The organism is Streptomyces sp. CLCI03, assembly GCF_053615355.1.
On the sequence record NZ_CM132132.1, the window covers coordinates 3828918 to 3847965 of the forward strand.

The following is a 19048-nucleotide window of genomic DNA, read 5'->3' on the forward strand; positions in this document are numbered from 1 at the left end:
GACCGCGGCGTGTCAGTGCCCAGGGCTAGGGTTTGATCATCGGCCGGGTAGCGGGGAAGGTCACACCGCACCCCGGCGACGTGACCGGATCGGGCAAAGGAGAGACACCGCGGTGTACGGGGACAGCGGAATGCGAACAGACCTGGCCGCGGCATGATTGGATCCCCCGGCATTTCGTTCGAGTCGGTCCTTGGTGGCGCACCCCTCCCCTACATACGCTCTCTCCTGGGCGAGCAGGCCTGTGACCTCCTGGGCCTCCTGTACCAGGGGCAGGACGTCGAAGCCGCGCTCCGCAAGGTCGCGGCATCAGCCGTCTCCCCAGAACGGATCATCGGCGACCCGGCTGGGCGCGCCGACTTCCTGCAGCTGCTTCCGGAGGACAAGCGGACCGAGCTCGCTGGCCGCCTCGGCCGGACCGCTGGCGATGACGACTTCTTTGCGACCCTGCCCTGGTCTCTGGAGCAGCGCCGCACACTCTTGGGCTTTCTCGGACTGGTCGTCGAGCGGGCGCCCGAGCCGCCGCCGACGTTCAGGGGCTCCAGCACGCCGCAGTACGGGCTCTTCCCGCACCAGCGGCTCGCGGCCCGCCGGGTGCAACGATTGCTGTACTCCGGGGAGCGGCGGGTCGTGCTGCACCTGCCCACCGGTGTCGGCAAGACCCGCACCGGCATGAACATCATCTGTGATCACCTGCGCCGTCACGAACCGACCGTTGCCGTATGGCTGGCCCGAGGACGTGAGCTCCTGGAACAGGCGGCCGTGGAGTTCGAGAACGCCTGGGCCGCCCTCGGTAACCGCGAGGTCTCCGTGGTGCGGATGTGGGGGGACGCACCGATCGACCTCAACGGCATCGAGGACGGCATCGTGATCCTCGGCCTCGACAAGGCCACCGCCGCCGCGGGCACGGACCCGACCTTCCTAGACCGCCTCGGCGTGCGCACTACGCTCACCACCTTCGACGAAGCCCACCAAGCCATCGCCCCGACCTACCGCCGAACTGTCGACGCACTCACCCTGCGCAGCGACTCGAGCCTTCTCGGCCTCACAGCGACCCCTGGCCGGACCTGGGCCGACATCGCCGAGGACGAAAGGCTGTCGGACTTCTTCGCGCGCCAGAAGGTGATGCTGGAGATCGACGGCTACGACAACCCCGTCACGGCGCTCATCGAGCAGGGCTACCTCGCCCGCCCCCATTTCCGCACCGTGGCCGCCGAGTCCGGCACCACGCTCAGTAGCAGGGACAAGCAGGCCCTCGCCGCCTCGTTCGACATCCCAGACACGCTCATGGCCCGGCTCGCTGGCAACGTGCAGTGGAATCTGCAGGTTCTCCGCACTGTGCTCGACCTCAGCCAACACCACCGGCGAATCCTTCTCTTCGCGGCCTCCGTCGAGCACAGCCGCCTGCTGGTGGCAACTTTGTCTGTGCTCGGCCTCGACGCGGACCAGGTCACGGCCGAATCCTCGCCACGCCACCGCGATCGGGCCATCGCCCGGTTCAAGGGACCGAGCACCAGACCGATGGTCCTCTCCAACTACGGAGTCTTGACCACCGGCTTCGACGCGCCAGCCGCGAGCGCAGCCGTGATCGCCCGCCCGACCGGGTCCCTCGTCCTCTACAGCCAGATGGTCGGACGGGTCATCCGCGGCCCGAAAGCCGGCGGTACCCCAACCTGCGACATCGTCACCGTGATCGATCCCGCTGTCCCGGGCTTCGGAGACGTAGCGGAAGCATTCACCAACTGGGAGGACGTGTGGAAGGCCCGATGACATCGAAATACTCGATTGTCACCCCCGACCTGACGGTTAAGGCGCTTCAGGACAGCGGTTACAAGTCCACCGCCCACGCCATCGCCGAGCTCATCGACAACGGCCTCGAAGCCGAGGCCGATCTCGTCGAGCTGTTCGTCGTCGAGGGCAATGAACACACCGGGAAGCGCGCACGGTACCGCGTCGAGAAGATCGCCGTCCTCGATAACGGCACCGGCATGTACCCCGAGACCCTCCGGCAATCCCTTCGCTTCGGCGCCGGCAGCCGGCAGCAGCGCAAGGGTATCGGCCGCTTCGGAGTCGGCCTGCCCAACTCGAGCATCTCGCAGTGCAACCGCGTGGACGTCTGGTCCTGGACCAACGGGCCCGAGAACGCTCTACACACCTATCTCGACCTCACCGAGATCGCCCAGGGCCTCCAGGAGGTACCGGAACCCAAGCTCGACGCCGTGCCGGATGAGTGGCAAGCCTTGTCCGAGGGACTCGGCCGTTCCGGCACTCTGGTGCAGTGGACAGAGCTCGAGCGCGTCCAGTGGCGGGGTGCCCAGACCACCATCACGAACACCGAGAACCTGATCGGCCGGATCTACCGGCGCCTGCTCGCGAAGGGCAAGCGGATCAAGCTCGTCCCCGTGCGCGGATGGGCGGAGCTGCCCGGGGCCGGCGACACCCGCCCGAACGATCCGCTGTACCTGATGACGCCCAGCTCCACGCCCACGCCGTTCGACAAGAAGCCAATGTTCCGCGCTTACGGCGCGAGCAACACCGGCGAGATCGGCGTTGAGAGGTTCATGGTCCGTGCGGCAGATGGGCATGAGCACCCCGTCCTAGTGCGTTCCTCCATCGCAGTTGACGCGGCACGCCGCACCGACATCGAGGGAGAGCCCTGGCCTGCGAACGTTCCGCCGAGCCTCAAGCCCGGTGAAACGCCCTGGGGCAAGCATGCCGCGAGGAACCTCGGAATCTCCCTCATCCGGGCGGACCGCGAACTCGATCTCGACACCGGATGGGTCAACTCCTACGACCCGGTTGAGCGGTGGTGGGGCGTGGAGATCGACTTCCCTCCGGCCCTCGACGAGATCTTCGGCGTCACCAACAACAAACAGTCCGCGACGATCTTCTCCAGCCTCGCTCACTTCAACTGGCGCGAGGAGGCCGCAGGGCTGTCCTGGGAGGAGTACCGAGAGGAGCTGCGCGACGAGGGAGATACTCGTCTTCCGCTCATCGAGATCGTCTACCACATCCGCGAGAAGCTCCTCGGTCGACTGCGCACCGAGCTCGCCCACCAGACCGAGGGGACGCGGTCCAGCCGCAAGCGGCACGAGACGGCCGAGGTTCAGGCCGAGGTGGCGGTGCAGCGTCGGCGCACCGAGACCCGGCCGAGCCTGACCGATCAGCTCGCCGAAGAGACCACCGAAGAGGTCAGCAAGCAGCTGCAGTACGAGAGCCTGGTCGAGACACACCGCTACAGCCCGGCCGACGCCCAGCGCATCATCGAAGAGACGATGTCGCAGGGCAAGCACGTGCGGCTTCTGACCAGCCGCAACCCAGATTCGCCCGCCTTCTTCAACGTCGAGTACATCCCCGGCATGCTCCAGGTCGCCCTCAACATAGACCACCCGGTCTACAGCGATCTGATCGCCGTCCTTGACGGGGACATCGACGGGGCGAGCCGTGAGGAACTCGCCGGACGTCTCACCTCCGCAGCCAACGCCTTCAAGCTCCTCCTGATCTCCTGGGCGAGGTTCGAAGACGAGCAGCCCGAGAAGCCGCGCGAGCGTGCGAAGCGGATGCGCCAGGACTGGGGCCGCCTCGCCAGCGAGTTCCTTGGTGCCAGCGACGCCGACGACGAGGACGACGAGTGACGGTCGACCACGTCTGGCGCCAGATCGAGCAGCTCCTCGCTGCCGCAACCAACCGCGTCGTCCTGGTGGCGCCCTTCATTAAGAAGGAGGTTTTCCAGGCGGTGCTCGACGCTGTGCCCGCGGACGTCGAGGAGATCACCTGCGTCACCCGGTGGTCTGTGCCCGAGGTGGCCGCAGGGGTCTCCGATCCGGAGATCGCCGAGCTGGCACAACGGGACGGACGTGCCACCATCCGGCTGTGCCACAGCCTGCACGCGAAGCTGTACGTAGCCGATGAACGCTGTCTCGTCGGGTCTGCCAACCTCACGGGCAAGGCCACCGGCCGCGTGCCCGCGGCGAACATCGAACTCCTCATCGAAGCCGGCGTGACCCACCCGGAGATCCAGCGGGTACTGGCGGCTCTTCAGGCCAGCACGGTCCCGGGGACGGTGGAACTGGCCCAGCAGATGCGCGAGCAGGCGTCCCTCATGCGCGATGACGAAGACAGCCCCCGCGTCGTCGTACCCGGTCAGGACGAGCAACCGGCACGCTGGCTGCCGGAGACGCGCAACCCTGACCGGCTCTACCGGGTCTACAACGGGCGACACCACCACATCGGGAGCGACGTGCTCGCCGGTGTGCTTCGGGACCTTGCCCACCTGGACATCGGCCCCGGCCTCGACGAGCAAACCTTCGGCTCCGAGGTCCTGGCCCGTCTTCACGCCATGCCCGAACTGCGTGCATTGACGGCAGCCGGTCGTGTGAGCCTTGCCGACGCACAGGCGGAGCTGCTGGCCGCAGGAGATCTTTCGGCTGAGCAGGCCCAGCGCACGGTGGAGACGATCGCCGCCTGGCTTCACTACTTCGACGACGTCCACTTCGTGCCCACTGGCCCGTGGGAGATCCGGCAAGGTAAGGAACTCGCGTAGCGGCGCCGCCGGGGGCCGGGCGGCGTGGCCGATGCTGCGCTGCCCGCCCTCAGCGACCCACCCCGGCCTCGATGGCAACGTCCAGCACGGACCGGAGCAGCACGGTATTTTGATGGTGCCCACAACGGGCTCGATCGTGGTGCGTACGGCGGAGAAGGCACGGGACATGGCAGCAGCACGGCTCCCGTATCTGCTGGGGCATGCCGAAATCGCCGACCTCTTCGGCGTCGAACGCCAGACCTCAGCAAAGTGGCGCGTCGATCGCACGCTGCCCGAGCCGGATCTCGTCGCCTCGGGCAACCCATACTGGCTGCTGGCCACAGTCCTCGCGCTCACTGGCCGGCGCGTCACCGAAGATCGCTTGCGCGAGTACGAAGCGAAGATTCCCGACGGATACCGCGCCGAGAGCCGAGAACCTCTGCCCGTCATCGTGGGGATCCAGGAAGTTGCCCTCATCCTCGGGACCGACCAGCAGACGGTTTCCCGGTGGCGCCACCGCAAGCGGATCGCCATCGCCGACCTAGTGCTGTCGCGTTCCCCGCTCTGGCTGCTCGACACCATCACCGCGGACGCGACCGAGCGCGGGCGCAGCCTCGTGGCGGAGGAGGTCGAGCGGCTGCAGGCTGGCGTGCGCGTCCCCCAGAAGCCACGGGGCCGCAGAGTAATGACCGAGTCCCGGCCGCCCAGGAAGCCGCTACCAGAACCGCAGAGCTTCACCAGCTCCGAGCAGGAGGAAGCGGTCGCGTTCGTCACCGAAATGCTGACCGAGGGACACACCGCGGTAATCCGGCCAAAGCGATAGGCGCTCCCTGCCCCGTAGACCCTGTGCAGGTTCCCGTGCGGTTGCACTCACACACCCCCAGGTGAGAGAAACAGTTGATGAGAGAGATTCTATCCATAGAATCTCCCATGGGGTCCAATCTCATAGGGGGATTCATGCCATGCGACACCTGTGCCATCACGGCACCAACCTGCACGAGCGACGCGCTATCCACATCATGTGGATGGGAGGTCAGCCCATGAGGGTGATCTCCTACGGCGGCGGAGTCCAGTCAACGGCGCTCCTCGTCCTCGCGGCTAGGCACGAAATCAGCTACGCAACCTTCTTGTTCGCCAACGTCGGCGACGACAGTGAACACCCGGCGACCCTCGCCTACATCCGCGACATCGCCGCGCCCTACGCAGCCAACGCGGGTCTCGAGCTACACCAGCTTCGGCGGACGCGGCGGGACGGCACGACCGAGACCCTCATGGAGCGGCTGAACCGGCCGGGTATCCGCTCGATCCCCATCCCCGTTCGGATGGCGAACGGAGCACCCGGGCGTCGGTCCTGCACCGCGGACTTCAAGATCAAGGTTGTCGGGCGGTGGCTCCGGCAGCACGGAGCCACCGCCGACGCTCCAGCAACCGTTGGGATAGGCATCTCTGTCGACGAAATTCACCGGGCCAACCGCCGCCGAAGCGAACCCCACGAGCACATCGAGTACCCGTTGCTCGACCTGCGGCTACGGCGCGACGACTGCGAGCAGATCATCAGGGACGCCGGCCTCCCCGTACCTCCGAAGAGCTCCTGCTTCTTCTGCCCCTTCCGCACGGTCGACGCCTGGCGCCAGCAGCGGCAGTCAGATCCGGCACTATTCGCACAGGCGGTAGCGCTCGAGAAGACCGTGAACGGCCGACGCGCCGCCCTCGGCCGCGACCCGGTCTACCTCACCCGCTTCGGCAGGCCTCTCGCAGAAGCCATCCCCGCCCAGCGCGAAACCCAGCCCGAAGAGACGGAGGACGGTGGCTGTGATTCCGGCTGGTGCATGACCTGACCCGAACACTCGCCATCCCGCTGCTTCGCCCGGCCGGGCAGTCAGCGCGCTAGAGCAGGTGGGCGCATGTCAGCGGCGGGGTCTGCCACGTTCAGGTCCTCTCGCCGTGCGAACCGCTGCGGCCGACGGTAGGGACCCTGAGATCGGCCTGGGAGGAAGATGACGCTCGCTTCGCCCGAACGGAGGAAGAAGTCGCCGACGCCCCTCGCGGTCCGAATGGATCGCAAGTGATCACCGGCGGGATGGCGTCGGTGGCTGGGAGCCGACTGGGAGCCGATCTGCTCCCCGAGCCCCTTTGAGACTCCCCCAGACCGTCCGAGGCCAAGGCTCTGACCAGGGGAAACGCCGTTTGCGCAGGCGGGGGTCTTGGGTGGACCTCATTCGGGACGAAGAGGTCGTGGGTTCAAATCCCGCCACCCCGACAGCTGAAACACCAGGTGAGAGCCGGTGCAGGGAAACCTGCACCGGCTCTTTCCGTGTTCTGAGGGACCCGGGGACCGGTAGCCGCCGCCGTCAGTAGGGGCGGGGGGACATGATGTGCGGTTCGATGGCCGGGGCCTCGAAGATGCAGCGTGGTACGCCCGGACCCGGTGTCGCGCGGACGGACACCTGCGTCGGTGGATCCGTCGGCAGTTCGACGTGCACGGTCACGGGGTGGTCGTCGTGCGTCGTGGCGTGTCCGGTCTCCTTGCCGTCGACCAGTACCTCCACGACGGCGGTGTGCCCGGTCTGGACCGTGGCGCTGACCGAGTGCCCGTGGTGGTCGATGTGGAAGTGATGGCGCCGACCCATGAGATCGCCTCCCGGCAGTACCCCCTCACGACCAGGGTAGCCACGGGAGCGCGAACGGGCGGCTCGAACCTTTCTGACAGGTGTGCGCCCGGTCCTACGACACGCCTGAAGGGCTGACCCGGCTCATCGCTCCTCGGGAGCGGCGAGTGCGGCGAGTTCGGCCCTGGCCAGGGCGAGGAAGGCCGCGGAGGGACGGGCCGGCACGGCACGTGCCTCGGCGAGGTCGTCGAGGTGGTCGAGGACCGCGCCGAGGGTGGTGAAAGGGCCGACCGGACGCAGCAGCCACAGGCGCCCGCGCGGCCGGGGCGGGAGCCCGAGCTCGGCGAGGGCCTCGTCGGCCTCGCGGTCGAGGTCCCGGAGGTCGGGCTCGGGCAGCGGGGCGCACTCCACGCCGGTGATGTGGCCGTGGCCGTCCAGGGCGGTGTCCACCGCCCAGTGGGTGGAGCGGTCGGGGATCCAGGTGCGGTCCGCCGGAGGCCAGACGTACGGGAGGAACACCCAGCGCAGGTCCTCGGGCGCCGGCTCCCAGCCGAGCACCTCCAGCTCCCGCATCTCGGGCAGCCGGTCCGGCTCCAGTTCGCTGCGGCCGGTACGGCGCAGTGCGAGCGGGTGCGGTGTTCCGTCCTCGTCCCACGACATGCGGGCACGCTATCCGACCTGGTGACCGATATGCGTGACCCGCGCGTACGGTGCTACGCCCGCGGCCGGTCCAGCGGATTGGCCGCGATCCGGGTGGCCGCGCCGCCGGCCACGTACGCGGCCGCCGCGCACGTCGGCTTGCGGGCGGCCTGGTCCTCGACGAGCGCGAGGAACGCGGCGCCGAAGTCGCCCCGCGGGTAGGCGGCCAGGAGGTCTGCGGTGAAGGCGGGATCGAACTCGGCGACGCGCAGGCCCGAGACGTCCGCGCTGGTACCGACCTGCAGCAGGTGGCTCTCCACGTCCTCGGCGGCGCTCACGTCGTCCCGCATGTGCAGCACGATGATCTCCTCGGCGCGCGCCCGACGGGCCGCGGGCCAGCCCAGGCCCGCCGTCAGGACCCGTGCGACATGGCCGCCCGCCTCCTCGAAGGGCAGGGTGTGGCTGTCGAAGGGCGGGGTCAGGCCCAGATCGTGCACCAGCGCGCTGACGTAGAGGAGTTCCTCGTCGTACGCCAGCCCGTGCCGGCGCGCGTACCGGGCTCCGAAGGCGAAGGAGCGGACCGAGTGGTTCAGGAGGTCCGTGTCCGCGTACTCCGCGGCGATCTCGTGCGCGGCGCGGGCGGATGCGGTGTCAAGTGTCCACGTCTTCATGGGGCGTCAGCGTAGGCGTCGACTGAAGTCGATCTCGGACGGGGGCTCCCCCGGCCAGTTCAGCCGGGTCGGGGCGGGCGGCGTCTCGGCGAGGACGGTGCCGCGCGAGACCACGTACCGGGGGCGGACCTGGCGGCGGATCGCCTCCTCGGGCGACGGGGCAGGGAGCAGCACGAACGAGGCGGGGTTGCCGGCGGTGACGCCGTACTCCGTCTCCGCGAGGCCGAGCACCCGCGCCGCACGCTCCGTCACCATCGAGAAGGCCAGCGGGATCTCGTCGGCGCCCGTGAGCTGGGCGGCGTACAGCCCGACGAGGGCGGTCTGCAGCGGGTCGGCGGTGCCCAGCGCGTTCCAGGGGTCCATCACGTCGTCGTGGCCGAAGGCGACGTTGACCCCGGCGGCCAGCATCTCCTTGACCTGGGTGAGGCCGCGCCGCTTGGGATAGGCGTCGAAGCGGCCCTGGAGGCCGAGGTTGGCGAAGGGGTTGGAGACCAGGTTGATGCCGGAGCGGGCGAGCAGGCGCTGGAGTTTGAAGCTGTACGCGCCGTTGTAGGAGCCCATGGCGGTGGTGTGCGAGGCCGTGGCGCGTCCGCGCAGCCCCGAGCGCAGGGCGAGGGTGGCCAGCAGTTCCACGAAACGGGACTGCTCGTCGTCGATCTCGTCGCAGTGCGCGTCCACCCGCAGGCCGTGCTCCTCGGCGAGCGCGAAGGCCGTGTGCAGGGAGGCCAGGCCGTCCTCGCGGGTGTCCTCGAAGTGCGGGATCGCGCCGACGACGTCCGCCCCGCGGGCCACGGCCTCGCGCAGCAGCCCCTCGCCGCCCGGGAAGGAGACGATGCCTTCCTGCGGGAAGGCCACGATCTGCAGGGTCATGAAGTCCCGGACCCGGTCGCGTACCTCCAGCAGCGCCTCGAGTGCGGTGAGGTCCGGGTCGGTGATGTCGCAGTGGGTCCGCACGTGCAGCACCCCGTGGGCGGCCTGCCAGCGCAGCACTTCGGTGGCGCGCGCGATGACGTCCTCGCGGGTCAGGGTCCGCTTGCGCTCGCTCCAACAGGCGATGCCCTCCCAGAGGGTGCCGGAGGCGTTGGGGCGGGGTTCGCCGACGGTCAGCGCCGTGTCGAGGTGGATGTGCGGCTCGACGAAGGGAGGCGTGAGCAGGCCGCCGTGGGCCTCGACGAGGATGCCGGTGGCCGGTGGTTCCTTCTGGTCGTCGTACGGGATCACCCGCGCGATGCGGCCGTCCTCCGCGACCTCGACGTCGGACAGGCCGTGGGTGTGCAGCAGCCGGGCGCCCCGGACGATCATCCGCATGACGCCAGCCTAGACAGACCTCCGGCGGTGCGGGCCTAGCCGCGCTTGGCCTGGGCCTTCTGCTGCATGCCGCGCGTCTTCGCGGCGGTGCTGTGCATGTCCTGGACCGCCGCTTTGGCGCGGGCCTCGGCTGCCGTGTTCTTCGCCAGCGCACGCTCGGAGTCCTGGTGGCTGTGGTGGCCGGTGCGGGCCTTCTTGGCCATGATCGTTCCTCCTCGGACGGGACGGCCGACGCGTTCCACTCTCCGCCCGTTCCCGGCGGTCGGCATCCCGGGGAGCGCTGCGGCCACAATGGAGCGCATGACCAGCGACAGTGAGATGACCCCCGACCTGCCCGACTGGGAGAAGCGGTTCCGGGCACCGCGCGTCGGGCTCCCCGACTGGGCCGAGGACGCCCCGGACCGTTCGCTCTTCGTCTCCAACGCGACCGGGACCTTCGAGCTCTACGCGTGGGACCGCGCCACCGGCGAGCAGCGGCAGGCCACCGACCGCCCCAACGGCACCACCGACGGCACCCTCTCCCCCGACGGGGAGTGGATCTGGTGGTTCTCCGACACCGACGGCGACGAGTTCGGCACCTGGGTGCGCCAGCCCTTCGCGGGCGGCCCCGACGAACCGGCCACCCCGGGCCTGGAGCCCTCGTACCCCGCCGGGCTGGCCATCGGACGGGACGGGACGGCGGTCGTGGGCCGCTCCACCGACGAGGACGGCTCGACCGTGCACGTGGTCCGGCCGGACGGTTCCGCGCCCACCGTGATCTACCGGCACCGGGAGTCCGCCGGCGTCGGCGACCTGTCCCGCGACGGCTCCCTGGTGGCCGTCGAGCACACCGAGCACGGCGACGCGATGCACTCGGCCCTGCGCGTCCTGGCCCTGGACGGGAGCACCGTCGCCGAGCTGGACGACACCCGGGGCGGGTCCGAGGAGCTGGGCCTGGAGGTCCTCGGTTTCGCGCCGGTCGTGGGCGACACCCGGCTGCTCGTCGGTCACCAGCGGCGCGGCCGCTGGGAGCCGATGGTCTGGGACGTGGCCACCGGCGCCGAGCAGGAGCTGGCGATCGACCTGCCGGGCGACGTCAGCGCCGAGTGGTATCCGGACGGGTCCGCCCTGCTGGTCGCGCACAGTTTCGAGGCGCGCAGCGAGCTGTGGCGCTACGACCTGGCGGCGCGGGAGCTCGTCCGCGTGGACACGCCCCCGGGGTCGGTGTCGGGAGCCACCGCGCGGCCCGACGGGACGGTGGAGTACCTGTGGTCCTCGGCCGCCGAGCCCTCGACGGTACGGTCCACCGCGGGCGGGATCGTGCTGGACCCGCCCGGTTTCCGGGCGCCCGGTTCGGTGCCGGTCCAGGACGTGTGGGTGGAGGGCCCGGGCGGGCGGATCCACGCGCTGGCGCAGCGGCCGGTGGGGCACGGCGAGGGCCCCTTCCCCACGATCTTCGAGATCCACGGCGGGCCGACCTGGCACGACAGCGACTCCTTCGCGTCGACCCCGGCGGCCTGGCTGGACCACGGCTTCGCCGTGGTGCGGGTCAACTACCGCGGCTCGACGGGGTACGGCCGCGAGTGGACCGACGCCCTCAAGCACCGGGTCGGGCTGATCGAGCTGGAGGACATCGCGGCGGTCCGGGAATGGGCGGTCTCCTCGGGCCTCGCGGACCCTGCGCGCATGGTGCTCTCGGGCGGTTCCTGGGGCGGGTACCTGACGCTGCTGGGGCTGGGCACGCAGCCCGACGCCTGGGCCGTGGGCCTGGCCGCCGTACCGGTCGCGGACTACGTGACGGCCTACCACGACGAGATGGAGGCGCTGAAGGCGCTGGACCGCACCCTCTTCGGCGGTACCCCGGAGGAGGTCCCGGACCGGTTCGAGGCGTCCTCGCCGCTGACGTACGTGGACGCCGTGAAGGCGCCGGTCCACATCGCGGCCGGGGTGAACGACCCGCGCTGCCCGATCCGCCAGATCGACAACTACGTGGACCGCCTCGCCGCGCGCGGGGCGGTGCACGAGGTGTACCGGTACGACGCCGGGCACGGTTCGCTGGTGGTGGAGGAGCGGATCAAGCAGGTCCGGATGGAGTTGGAGTTCGCGCTGAAGCACCTGCCGCACTGACCCTGCGGGAGGGCGACCGGTGCACCCCCCGTACGGTGGTGGGGTGCACCGGTTTCTCCTGACCCCGCGCTGGTGGGGGATCAACGTCTTCGTCGCGCTCGCCGTTCCCTTCTGCCTGTACATGGGGTCCTGGCAGCTCGGCCGGTTCGAGGACCGCGTCGACAGCCACCGGGAGGCGAACGCGCAGCAGCCCGCGGAGCAGGTGGCCGCGCCTTTGGAGTCGCTGCTTCCGGTCGACAGGACGACGTCCGGACGGATGGCTTCGGCGGCCGGGGAGTACGCGGACCAGCTGCTGGTGCCCGAGCGGCGGCTGGACGGCGAGTCCGGGTTCTACGTGCTGACCCTGCTGAAGACCGACTCCGGCAAGGCCGTCCCGGTGGTCCGGGGCTGGCTGCCGGGGGTGGCGGATCCCGCGAGGGCGCCCGCTCCGCCGACCGGTCGGGTCGAGGTCTCCGGAGCCCTGCAGTCCGCGGAGAACTCCGGGACGAAGGGGGTCCACTCCCAGGGCGGGCTGCCGGCCGGGCAGCTCGGGGTGATCGGGGCGGCCTCGCTGGTCAACATCGTCCCGTACGACCTGTACGACGCCTGGCTGACCGTGCAGACCCCGTCGGACGGGATGATTCCGGTGCCGGCGCAGGCACCGACCAACACCGGGCTCGACCTGAAGGCCTTCCAGAACCTCGGCTACACCGGCGAGTGGTTCGTCTTCGCCGCCTTCGTGCTCTTCATGTGGTTCCGGCTCTACCGTCGCGAGGTGGAGACCATCCGCGACGCCGAGGCAGGCCTGCTGGAGCCCGCCGCGCGGTAGCCCCGCCGTCCGGGAGCACGCCCCGGCTCCCTCCCGGACCGGCTCCGGAGCACGCCCCCTAGGACAGCGGGATCGCGCCTGTCCGGTACACCGTTCCGCCGCACGCCTCGGGGATCGTCGTCCGCGTGGTCGCGGCCCCCGACTGCGGGGTGTGCGAGACGGCCACACCGGCCGGGGCCGGGGACGCGCCCGCCTGCGGTTCGGTGCTCGTTCCGCTTCCCGTACCGCCCGTGGCCCCCGCCGTGTCGCTCTGCGGGGCCTTCCCGCCCGCGTCCGGGTTCGCCGGCGTACAGCTCTCCCCCGACGGCACCCACGCGAAGCGGACCTCGTACGCCGTGTTCGGCGGGAGCACCAGCGCCGGAGCGGCCGCCGCCGGGTCGGGCAGCAGCCCGCTCGCCGGGTCTCCGGCCGTGTGACCGACCACGGAGACCCCGGAGGCCGCGCCGGTCCCCGTTCCGGGCGCCGGGGCGGCCGTCACGGTGTCCTGGCCGCTGACGGTGCAGCCCTGCGCCGAGACGTTGGTGACCCGGAAGCTGCCGTAGACCCTTCCGTCGGTCTCCGGGGCCCGGGCCGAGCCCACCACGCCGAGCTGGTCGGCCGCGCATCCGGGCACTCCCGGGGCCGCCACCGGCGGCAGCGGGCCCGAGCCGACCACCGAGCCTCCGGTACCGGCCGGTCCGGCGGAGGTCCCGGCGCCCGACCGGCCTGCCGTCAGGCCCTCCACCGAGGGGCCCGCCGTGGCGCTCGGCTGCCCGGTGCCCCCGCCCACGGACGGCAACTCGCCGAAGGACCGGGTCGACCTCGGCACGGATCCGAAGCCGTTCTGGTGCGGGTCGGAGGGAAGTGCGGCGCGCTGGTCGCCGGTGGCCGAGCCGTGCCCGGCCATCGCCGGGTGATCGGTGGACGCCTCTTCGGCGGCGGACAGGTGCAGCGCGGTCGGGATCGTCGTCCCGGCGAGCAGCACGGCCGCGGCGGCGCCGACGAGGGCCGCCCGGCGGTTGCGGGTCCGGCGCGCGGGGACGGCGTCCCGTAGTCGCTCCAGCGCGTTCGCGGAGGGCTGCAGGCCCTCGACGGCCCCGCGCAGGAGGATGCGCAGCTCTTCCTCACCGCTCGTCCCGCTTGGCTGGGTGTGGTCGTCCATCATGACTGCGCAGCCTCCATCGCCACCCGCAGCGCGGCAATGCCCCGCGATCCGTACGCCTTGACCGATCCGAGCGATATGCCGAGCGTTTCGGCGACCTGGGACTCCGTCATGTCCGCGAAGTAGCGCAGCACCAGTACCTCGCGCTGCCTGCGCTGCAGTCCACGCATCGCCTTGATCAGATCGTCCCGCTCCAGCTGGTCGTACGCGCCCTCTTCGGCGCTGGCCATGTCCGGCATCGGCTTCGAGAGCAGCTTGAGGCCGAGGATGCGGCGACGCAGGGCGGACCGCGAGAGGTTCACGACGGTCTGGCGCAGGTACGCCAGCGTCTTCTCCCGGTCGCGGACCCGGTTCCGGGCGGAGTGCACCCGGATGAAGGCCTCTTGGACCACGTCCTCGCAGGAGGCGGTGTCGTCGAGGAGCAGCGCGGCCAGGCCGAGGAGCGAGCGGTAGTGCGCCTGGTAGGTCGCGGTGAGGTGGTCGACGGTGGTGCCGGCCACCACCTCGGCGGGAACGGCCGCCTCAGCCGACTCGGCCGTCTCCGGCTTCTCGGCCGTCTCGGCCTTCTCCGCCTCGCTCTTGCCGCTCCCGTCCGTCTCAGCGCTGTCGCGCGGCGCGGGCACGAGGCCGCCCCGGATCGTCACGGCCGTGCGTACGGGCGCCTCTGTCGGCCCCACCGGCGGAACGGGCACGATCACGGGGAAACCGCCGCCGGACGCACGAAGACCGCGGCGGGACGGGATGATCCCGATCTGCGCCGGACGGACGGCCGGTTCGAGCAGTGTGTCTGCCACGCCGGTTGGACACGCGTCCCCCCATCAGGGTTGTACGCGCGAGGCATCCTCACCAGCAAAATCCCTCTTGCCCTCATGCGTACCCGCTCTTCCCGATTGCCCCGTCTTTATCGAGACGGCAGTCGGGCCATCACCTTGATCAAGGGATCAGCACCGATCCTACAAAGCGAATTACGCAAATTCACCTGCGATCAGTTCCGCGATCTGTGTGGCATTCAGCGCTGCGCCCTTGCGGAGATTGTCCGCGCACACGAAGAACTCCAAGGCGTAAGGATCGTCGAGCGAGACCCGCACCCGGCCCACCCAGGCGGGATCCGTCCCGGCGGCGTCCACAGGCGTGGGGAACTCCCCGGCCGCGGGGTCGTCCACGAGGACCACGCCGGGCGCGGCCTCCAGGATCTCCCGGGCGTGCACGGCCTCCACCTCGCGCTCGAAGCGGGCCCGCACGGTCAGCGAATGCCCCGTCAGCACCGGCACCTGGACACAGGTCACCGACACCGGGAGCTGCTCCAGCTGCAGGATCCGGCGCGTCTCGCCGCGTACCGCCAGTTCGTGCGAGGACCAGCCGTCCGCGCGCAGCTCACCGGACCAGGGCACGACGTTGAGGGCGAGCGGGGCCGCGAAGGGACCGGTGTCCTCGCCGACGGCGCGTCGTACGTCCCCGGGCTGCTCGCCGAGGGAGGTCCCGGCGACCAGCGACTGCTGGCGGCGCAGCGTCTCGGAGCCGGCCCGCCCGACGGCGCTCGCGGCCTGGTACGAGGACACGACCAGGTCGCGCAGCGCGTACTCGGAATGCAGCGCGCCCAGGGCCGCGACCATGGTGGCGGTCACGCAGTCCGGGCCGGCGACGATCCCGCGCGGCCGGATCCGTACGGCGTGCCCGTTGACCTCGGGCACCACCAGCGGGACCTCGGGGTCCTCCCGGAAGGCGGCGGACAGGTCGATGACGACCGCGCCGCGCGTGGTGACCACGGGGGCCCACCGGGCCGACACCTCGGCCGGGGTGAGGAAGAGGGCGACGTCGCCCGGTCCGAGGCCGTCGAAGGCGTCCTCGGTGAGGGCGATCACCTCGGTCTCCTCCGCGCGGACGACCAGCATGCGGCCGGCCGAGCGCGCGGAGGCGATCAGGCGGATCTCGCCCCAGACGTCCGCCCGCTGGGACAGCATCTGGAGCAGGACCGACCCGACTGCTCCGGTCGCCCCGACCACGGCGAGTGCCGGGCCGGAGGACCGGGTGCGGGTCATCGTCCGGTGCCGCCGTAGACGACGGCTTCGGCGCTGTCGGAGTCGAGGCCGAAGGCCGTGTGCACGGCGCGGACGGCCTCGTTGACGTCGTCCTGGCGGGTGACGACCGAGATGCGGATCTCGGAGGTCGAGATCAGCTCGATGTTCACGCCCGCGTCGGACAGCGCCTGGAAGAAGGAGGCGGTGACGCCCGGGTTCGTCTTCATGCCCGCGCCGACCAGGGAGATCTTGCCGATCTGGTCGTCGTAGCGCAGGGAGTCGAAGCCGATGGCGCCCTTCGCCTTCTCCAGCGCCTCGATGGCCTTGTGGCCCTCGGCCTTGGGGAGGGTGAAGGAGATGTCCGTGAGGCCCGTGGAGGCCGCGGACACGTTCTGCACGATCATGTCGATGTTGATCTCGGCGTCCGCGATGGCACGGAAGATCGCCGCGGCCTCGCCCGGCTTGTCCGGGACACCGACGACCGTGATCTTGGCTTCGGAGACGTCGTGCGCGACTCCGGAGATGATGGCGTGCTCCACCTGCGCGTCCCCTTGCGGATTCTCGTTGCTGACCCAGGTGCCCGGCAGTCCGGAGAAGGACGAGCGGACGTGGATCGGGATGTTGTAGCGGCGCGCGTACTCGACGCAGCGGTGCAGCAGCACCTTGGAACCGGAGGCCGCGAGCTCCAGCATGTCCTCGGAGGAGATCCAGTCGATCTTCTTGGCCTTCTTCACGACGCGGGGGTCCGCGGTGAAGACGCCGTCGACGTCGGTGTAGATCTCGCAGACCTCGGCGTCCAGGGCCGCGGCGAGCGCGACGGCCGTGGTGTCCGAGCCGCCCCGGCCGAGGGTGGTGATGTCCTTGGAGTCCGCGGACACGCCCTGGAAGCCGGCGACGATGGCGATGTTGCCCTCGTCCAGCGCGGTGCGGATACGGCCCGGCGTGACATCGATGATGCGCGCTTTGTTGTGGACCGAGTCGGTGATCACGCCTGCCTGGCTACCGGTGAACGACTGGGCCTCGTGGCCCAGGTTTTTGATCGCCATGGCCAGCAGGGCCATGGAGATCCGCTCTCCGGCGGTCAGCAGCATGTCGAACTCACGCCCCGCAGGCATCGGAGATACCTGCTCGGCGAGATCGATCAGCTCGTCCGTCGTGTCGCCCATCGCGGAAACCACGACGACCACCTGGTGGCCGTTCTTCTTGGCATCCACGATCCGCTTGGCAACACGCTTGATGCCCTCGGCATCGGCTACGGAGGAGCCTCCGTACTTCTGCACGACAAGGCCCACGTGCGCTCCTCGCTCAGTCCGTCTCATTGCTGGTGCAGTGTAACGAGCGACCGGGATCCGACCGCCTCGTACCACATCATGAGACGAGAAGATCAGAGAATGAGTTCCCTGTCCGGCCGCCGCGTTTCGCCCACGCGCTCACGCGCTCAGGTACGGCCGAGTCCGCCGAGTTCCTCGGCCATCACCTGTCCGGCCTGTTCCGCGAGGTCCTCCTCGGTCAGGTCCTCGTCCGTGTCCAGGCCGTCCAGGGCGGCGAGTGGCTGGTCGAGGCGGACGTGGGCGATCAGCGACTGCAGTGCGCGCAGGGTCGCCGAGGCCGTCGGACCCCAGTTGGTGAAGTACGAGAACTGCCACCACCACAGCGCCTCGGTGACCCGACCGGCCTGGTGGTGGATGAGTCCGTGCCGCAGGTCGGCGACCACGTCGGCGAGGTCGTCCGAGATCCGGTGGGCGACCGGGGCCTTGCGCGGCTCGTACGGGTCGAAGACCTCGGAGTAGACGTCGACCGGCTCCAGCATGACCGCGAAGCGCTCGCGCAGGTCGTCCACGTCCGGCTCCGGGCCCAGGTCGGGCTCGTAGCGCTCGTCGGGCAGTACGTCCTGGTACGCGCCCAGCCGGCCGCCCGCCAGCAGCAGCTGGGACACCTCCAGGAGGAGGAAGGGCACCGCGCTGTCCGGGTCCTCGCCCTTGGCCACCTCGGTGACCGCGACGATGAAGGACTCGATCTGGTCCGAGATCGAGGCGGCGAAGTCGTCCGGATCCTGTCCCAGGGCGTGCAGCGTTGCGTCAGACATCGAGAAGTCGCCTTCCTTCAAAGGCCCGCCCGAGCGTGACCTCGTCCGCGTACTCCAGATCTCCCCCGACGGGGAGCCCGCTGGCCAGGCGGGTGACCTTCAGGCCCATGGGCTTGATCATGCGGGCGAGGTAGGTGGCGGTGGCCTCGCCCTCCAGGTTCGGGTCGGTGGCCAGGATCAGCTCGGTCACCTCACCGTCCGCCAGGCGAGCCAGCAGCTCGCGGATGCGCAGGTCGTCCGGGCCGACGCCCTCGATCGGACTGATCGCGCCACCGAGGACGTGGTACTTCCCCCGGAACTCGCGCGTCCGCTCGATGGCGACGACGTCCTTCGGCTCCTCGACGACACAGATGACCGTGGTGTCCCGGCGCGGGTCGCGGCAGATGCCGCACCGCTCCTCCTGCGCCACGTTCCCGCACACCGCGCAGAACCGGACCTTGTCCTTGACCTCCAGCAGCGCGTGCGCGAGGCGGCGGACGTCGGTGGGCTCGGCCTGCAGGATGTGGAAGGCGATCCGCTGCGCGCTCTTGGGCCCGACGCCGGGCAGCCTGCCCAGTTCGTCGATCAGGTCCTGAACCACGCCTTCGTACAACGGACTGCCTTCTTTCGTCGGGTAGGGATGGAGGGGCTAGAACGGGAGGCCGGGGATACCGCTGCCGCCGCCCATGCTCTGGGCCAGCGGGCCCAGCTTCTGCTGCTGGAGCGTCTGCGCATTCTCGTTGGCCGCCTGCACCGCGGCGACCACCAGGTCGGCGAGCGTCTCCGTGTCCTCGGGATCGACGGCCTTCGGGTCGATCACCAGGGCGCGCAGCTCGCCGGATCCGGTGACGGTCGCCTTCACCAGACCGCCTCCGGCCTGGCCCTCGACCTCGGTCCGGGCGAGCTCCTCCTGCGCGGCCGCGAGATCCTGCTGCATCTTCTGGGCCTGCTGGAGCAGCTGCTGCATGTTGGGCTGGCCACCACCGGGAATCACAGGGCACTCACTCCATACGTCGTACGTCGAGACCTTCGGAACGCTGGTCAATCCGAGCCTACGTGCTCCCCGGGCGCCGCGCCCTACGCCGTGAGGACCAACTCTTTCGAGTGAGAGACGGGGCGTACGCGTACCTGCTGGAGACCTCCTTGCGGGCGGAATTCCCGGGA

At 70.2% G+C, this 19048-nt stretch carries 19 protein-coding genes; 7 read left to right on the forward strand and 12 right to left on the reverse strand.

Annotated features, from left to right (window positions below):
• The first annotated feature begins 153 nt into the window (after positions 1 to 153).
• From ACWG52_RS17560 to ACWG52_RS17580, 5 genes are all read left to right on the forward strand, one after another.
• A complete protein-coding gene (locus tag ACWG52_RS17560) occupies positions 154 to 1767 on the forward strand; it encodes a DEAD/DEAH box helicase (protein WP_453128981.1) in 1614 nt (537 codons plus the stop codon).
• Positions 1764 to 3632 carry an ATP-binding protein gene (locus ACWG52_RS17565; RefSeq protein ID WP_453128982.1) on the forward strand — a complete coding sequence of 623 codons (1869 nt, stop codon included), beginning with the start codon at positions 1764 to 1766 and terminating at the stop codon, positions 3630 to 3632. The genes ACWG52_RS17560 and ACWG52_RS17565 overlap by 4 nt, the downstream gene beginning before the upstream one ends.
• On the forward strand, positions 3629 to 4540 hold the full coding sequence (locus ACWG52_RS17570) for a phospholipase D family protein (RefSeq protein WP_453128983.1): 912 nt from the start codon (positions 3629 to 3631) through the stop codon (positions 4538 to 4540). The genes ACWG52_RS17565 and ACWG52_RS17570 overlap by 4 nt, the downstream gene beginning before the upstream one ends.
• A gap of 112 nt (positions 4541 to 4652) precedes the next feature.
• Positions 4653 to 5342: a hypothetical protein gene (locus ACWG52_RS17575; RefSeq protein WP_453128984.1), complete on the forward strand. Its 690-nt coding sequence runs from the start codon at positions 4653 to 4655 to the stop codon at positions 5340 to 5342.
• A gap of 217 nt (positions 5343 to 5559) precedes the next feature.
• Positions 5560 to 6357, forward strand: a complete 798-nt coding sequence (locus tag ACWG52_RS17580; protein ID WP_453128985.1) for a phosphoadenosine phosphosulfate reductase — start codon at positions 5560 to 5562, stop codon at positions 6355 to 6357.
• A 513-nt stretch (positions 6358 to 6870) separates the two neighbouring features.
• Here the strand turns inward: ACWG52_RS17580 and ACWG52_RS17585 are convergent.
• The 5 genes from ACWG52_RS17585 to ACWG52_RS17605 form a co-directional block, all read right to left on the reverse strand.
• Positions 6871 to 7149 (reverse strand): hypothetical protein, encoded by a 279-nt coding sequence (locus ACWG52_RS17585; RefSeq protein ID WP_033219387.1) that lies wholly within the window; start codon positions 7147 to 7149, stop codon positions 6871 to 6873.
• A gap of 123 nt (positions 7150 to 7272) precedes the next feature.
• Positions 7273 to 7788 carry a DUF5956 family protein gene (locus ACWG52_RS17590; protein ID WP_390139501.1) on the reverse strand — a complete coding sequence of 172 codons (516 nt, stop codon included), beginning with the start codon at positions 7786 to 7788 and terminating at the stop codon, positions 7273 to 7275.
• A gap of 53 nt (positions 7789 to 7841) precedes the next feature.
• Positions 7842 to 8438, reverse strand: a complete 597-nt coding sequence (locus ACWG52_RS17595; protein WP_389803749.1) for an HD domain-containing protein — start codon at positions 8436 to 8438, stop codon at positions 7842 to 7844.
• Positions 8439 to 8444: 6 nt separating this feature from the next.
• On the reverse strand, positions 8445 to 9746 hold the full coding sequence (gene codA / locus ACWG52_RS17600) for a cytosine deaminase (protein WP_389803752.1): 1302 nt from the start codon (positions 9744 to 9746) through the stop codon (positions 8445 to 8447).
• A 35-nt stretch (positions 9747 to 9781) separates the two neighbouring features.
• A complete protein-coding gene (locus ACWG52_RS17605; RefSeq protein ID WP_161288250.1) occupies positions 9782 to 9949 on the reverse strand; it encodes a hypothetical protein in 168 nt (55 codons plus the stop codon).
• 97 nt (positions 9950 to 10046) lie between these two features.
• Between ACWG52_RS17605 and ACWG52_RS17610 the strand changes: the two genes are divergently transcribed.
• Together ACWG52_RS17610 and ACWG52_RS17615 are read left to right on the forward strand one after the other, a co-directional pair.
• Positions 10047 to 11852, forward strand: coding sequence for a S9 family peptidase (locus tag ACWG52_RS17610; RefSeq protein WP_390139505.1), 1806 nt, complete (start codon positions 10047 to 10049; stop codon positions 11850 to 11852).
• A 43-nt stretch (positions 11853 to 11895) separates the two neighbouring features.
• Positions 11896 to 12660 carry an SURF1 family protein gene (locus ACWG52_RS17615; protein ID WP_389803760.1) on the forward strand — a complete coding sequence of 255 codons (765 nt, stop codon included), beginning with the start codon at positions 11896 to 11898 and terminating at the stop codon, positions 12658 to 12660.
• A 58-nt stretch (positions 12661 to 12718) separates the two neighbouring features.
• Here the strand turns inward: ACWG52_RS17615 and ACWG52_RS17620 are convergent, their stop codons facing one another.
• From ACWG52_RS17620 to ACWG52_RS17650, 7 genes are all read right to left on the reverse strand, one after another.
• A complete protein-coding gene (locus ACWG52_RS17620; RefSeq protein ID WP_453128986.1) occupies positions 12719 to 13804 on the reverse strand; it encodes a hypothetical protein in 1086 nt (361 codons plus the stop codon).
• Complete coding sequence (locus ACWG52_RS17625) at positions 13801 to 14544, reverse strand: SigE family RNA polymerase sigma factor (RefSeq protein ID WP_389804900.1); 744 nt, start codon at positions 14542 to 14544, stop codon at positions 13801 to 13803. Before ACWG52_RS17625 ends, ACWG52_RS17620 begins: the two co-directional genes overlap by 4 nt.
• A 222-nt stretch (positions 14545 to 14766) precedes the next feature.
• Complete coding sequence (locus ACWG52_RS17630; protein WP_389803766.1) at positions 14767 to 15840, reverse strand: aspartate-semialdehyde dehydrogenase; 1074 nt, start codon at positions 15838 to 15840, stop codon at positions 14767 to 14769.
• Positions 15837 to 17111 carry an aspartate kinase gene (locus ACWG52_RS17635; protein WP_030755832.1) on the reverse strand — a complete coding sequence of 425 codons (1275 nt, stop codon included), beginning with the start codon at positions 17109 to 17111 and terminating at the stop codon, positions 15837 to 15839. The genes ACWG52_RS17630 and ACWG52_RS17635 overlap by 4 nt, the downstream gene beginning before the upstream one ends.
• Before the next feature lie 146 nt (positions 17112 to 17257).
• The gene (locus tag ACWG52_RS17640; RefSeq protein ID WP_389803770.1) at positions 17258 to 17905 is read right to left on the reverse strand and encodes a DUF5063 domain-containing protein; all 648 of its coding nucleotides are present in this window, start codon (positions 17903 to 17905) and stop codon (positions 17258 to 17260) included.
• Entirely contained in the window at positions 17898 to 18497 is a 600-nt protein-coding gene (recR, locus tag ACWG52_RS17645; RefSeq protein WP_030010802.1) for a recombination mediator RecR, read from the reverse strand. The genes ACWG52_RS17640 and recR overlap by 8 nt, the downstream gene beginning before the upstream one ends.
• Positions 18498 to 18533: 36 nt before the next feature.
• Entirely contained in the window at positions 18534 to 18878 is a 345-nt protein-coding gene (locus ACWG52_RS17650) for a YbaB/EbfC family nucleoid-associated protein (protein ID WP_389804902.1), read from the reverse strand.
• Between the last annotated feature and the right edge of the window lie 170 nt (positions 18879 to 19048).

Coding starts and splice junctions, on each gene's coding strand:
- ACWG52_RS17620 (WP_453128986.1), bottom strand. CDS start 13,804: ATGATGGACGACCACACCCAGCCAAGCGGGACGAGCGGTGAGGAAGAG.
- ACWG52_RS17580 (WP_453128985.1), top strand. CDS start 5,560: ATGAGGGTGATCTCCTACGGCGGCGGAGTCCAGTCAACGGCGCTCCTC.
- ACWG52_RS17575 (WP_453128984.1), top strand. CDS start 4,653: ATGGTGCCCACAACGGGCTCGATCGTGGTGCGTACGGCGGAGAAGGCA.
- ACWG52_RS17630 (WP_389803766.1), bottom strand. CDS start 15,840: ATGACCCGCACCCGGTCCTCCGGCCCGGCACTCGCCGTGGTCGGGGCG.
- ACWG52_RS17640 (WP_389803770.1), bottom strand. CDS start 17,905: ATGTCTGACGCAACGCTGCACGCCCTGGGACAGGATCCGGACGACTTC.
- ACWG52_RS17595 (WP_389803749.1), bottom strand. CDS start 8,438: ATGAAGACGTGGACACTTGACACCGCATCCGCCCGCGCCGCGCACGAG.
- ACWG52_RS17610 (WP_390139505.1), top strand. CDS start 10,047: ATGACCAGCGACAGTGAGATGACCCCCGACCTGCCCGACTGGGAGAAG.
- ACWG52_RS17585 (WP_033219387.1), bottom strand. CDS start 7,149: ATGGGTCGGCGCCATCACTTCCACATCGACCACCACGGGCACTCGGTC.
- ACWG52_RS17590 (WP_390139501.1), bottom strand. CDS start 7,788: ATGTCGTGGGACGAGGACGGAACACCGCACCCGCTCGCACTGCGCCGT.
- ACWG52_RS17560 (WP_453128981.1), top strand. CDS start 154: ATGATTGGATCCCCCGGCATTTCGTTCGAGTCGGTCCTTGGTGGCGCA.
- ACWG52_RS17605 (WP_161288250.1), bottom strand. CDS start 9,949: ATGGCCAAGAAGGCCCGCACCGGCCACCACAGCCACCAGGACTCCGAG.
- codA (WP_389803752.1), bottom strand. CDS start 9,746: ATGCGGATGATCGTCCGGGGCGCCCGGCTGCTGCACACCCACGGCCTG.
- ACWG52_RS17565 (WP_453128982.1), top strand. CDS start 1,764: ATGACATCGAAATACTCGATTGTCACCCCCGACCTGACGGTTAAGGCG.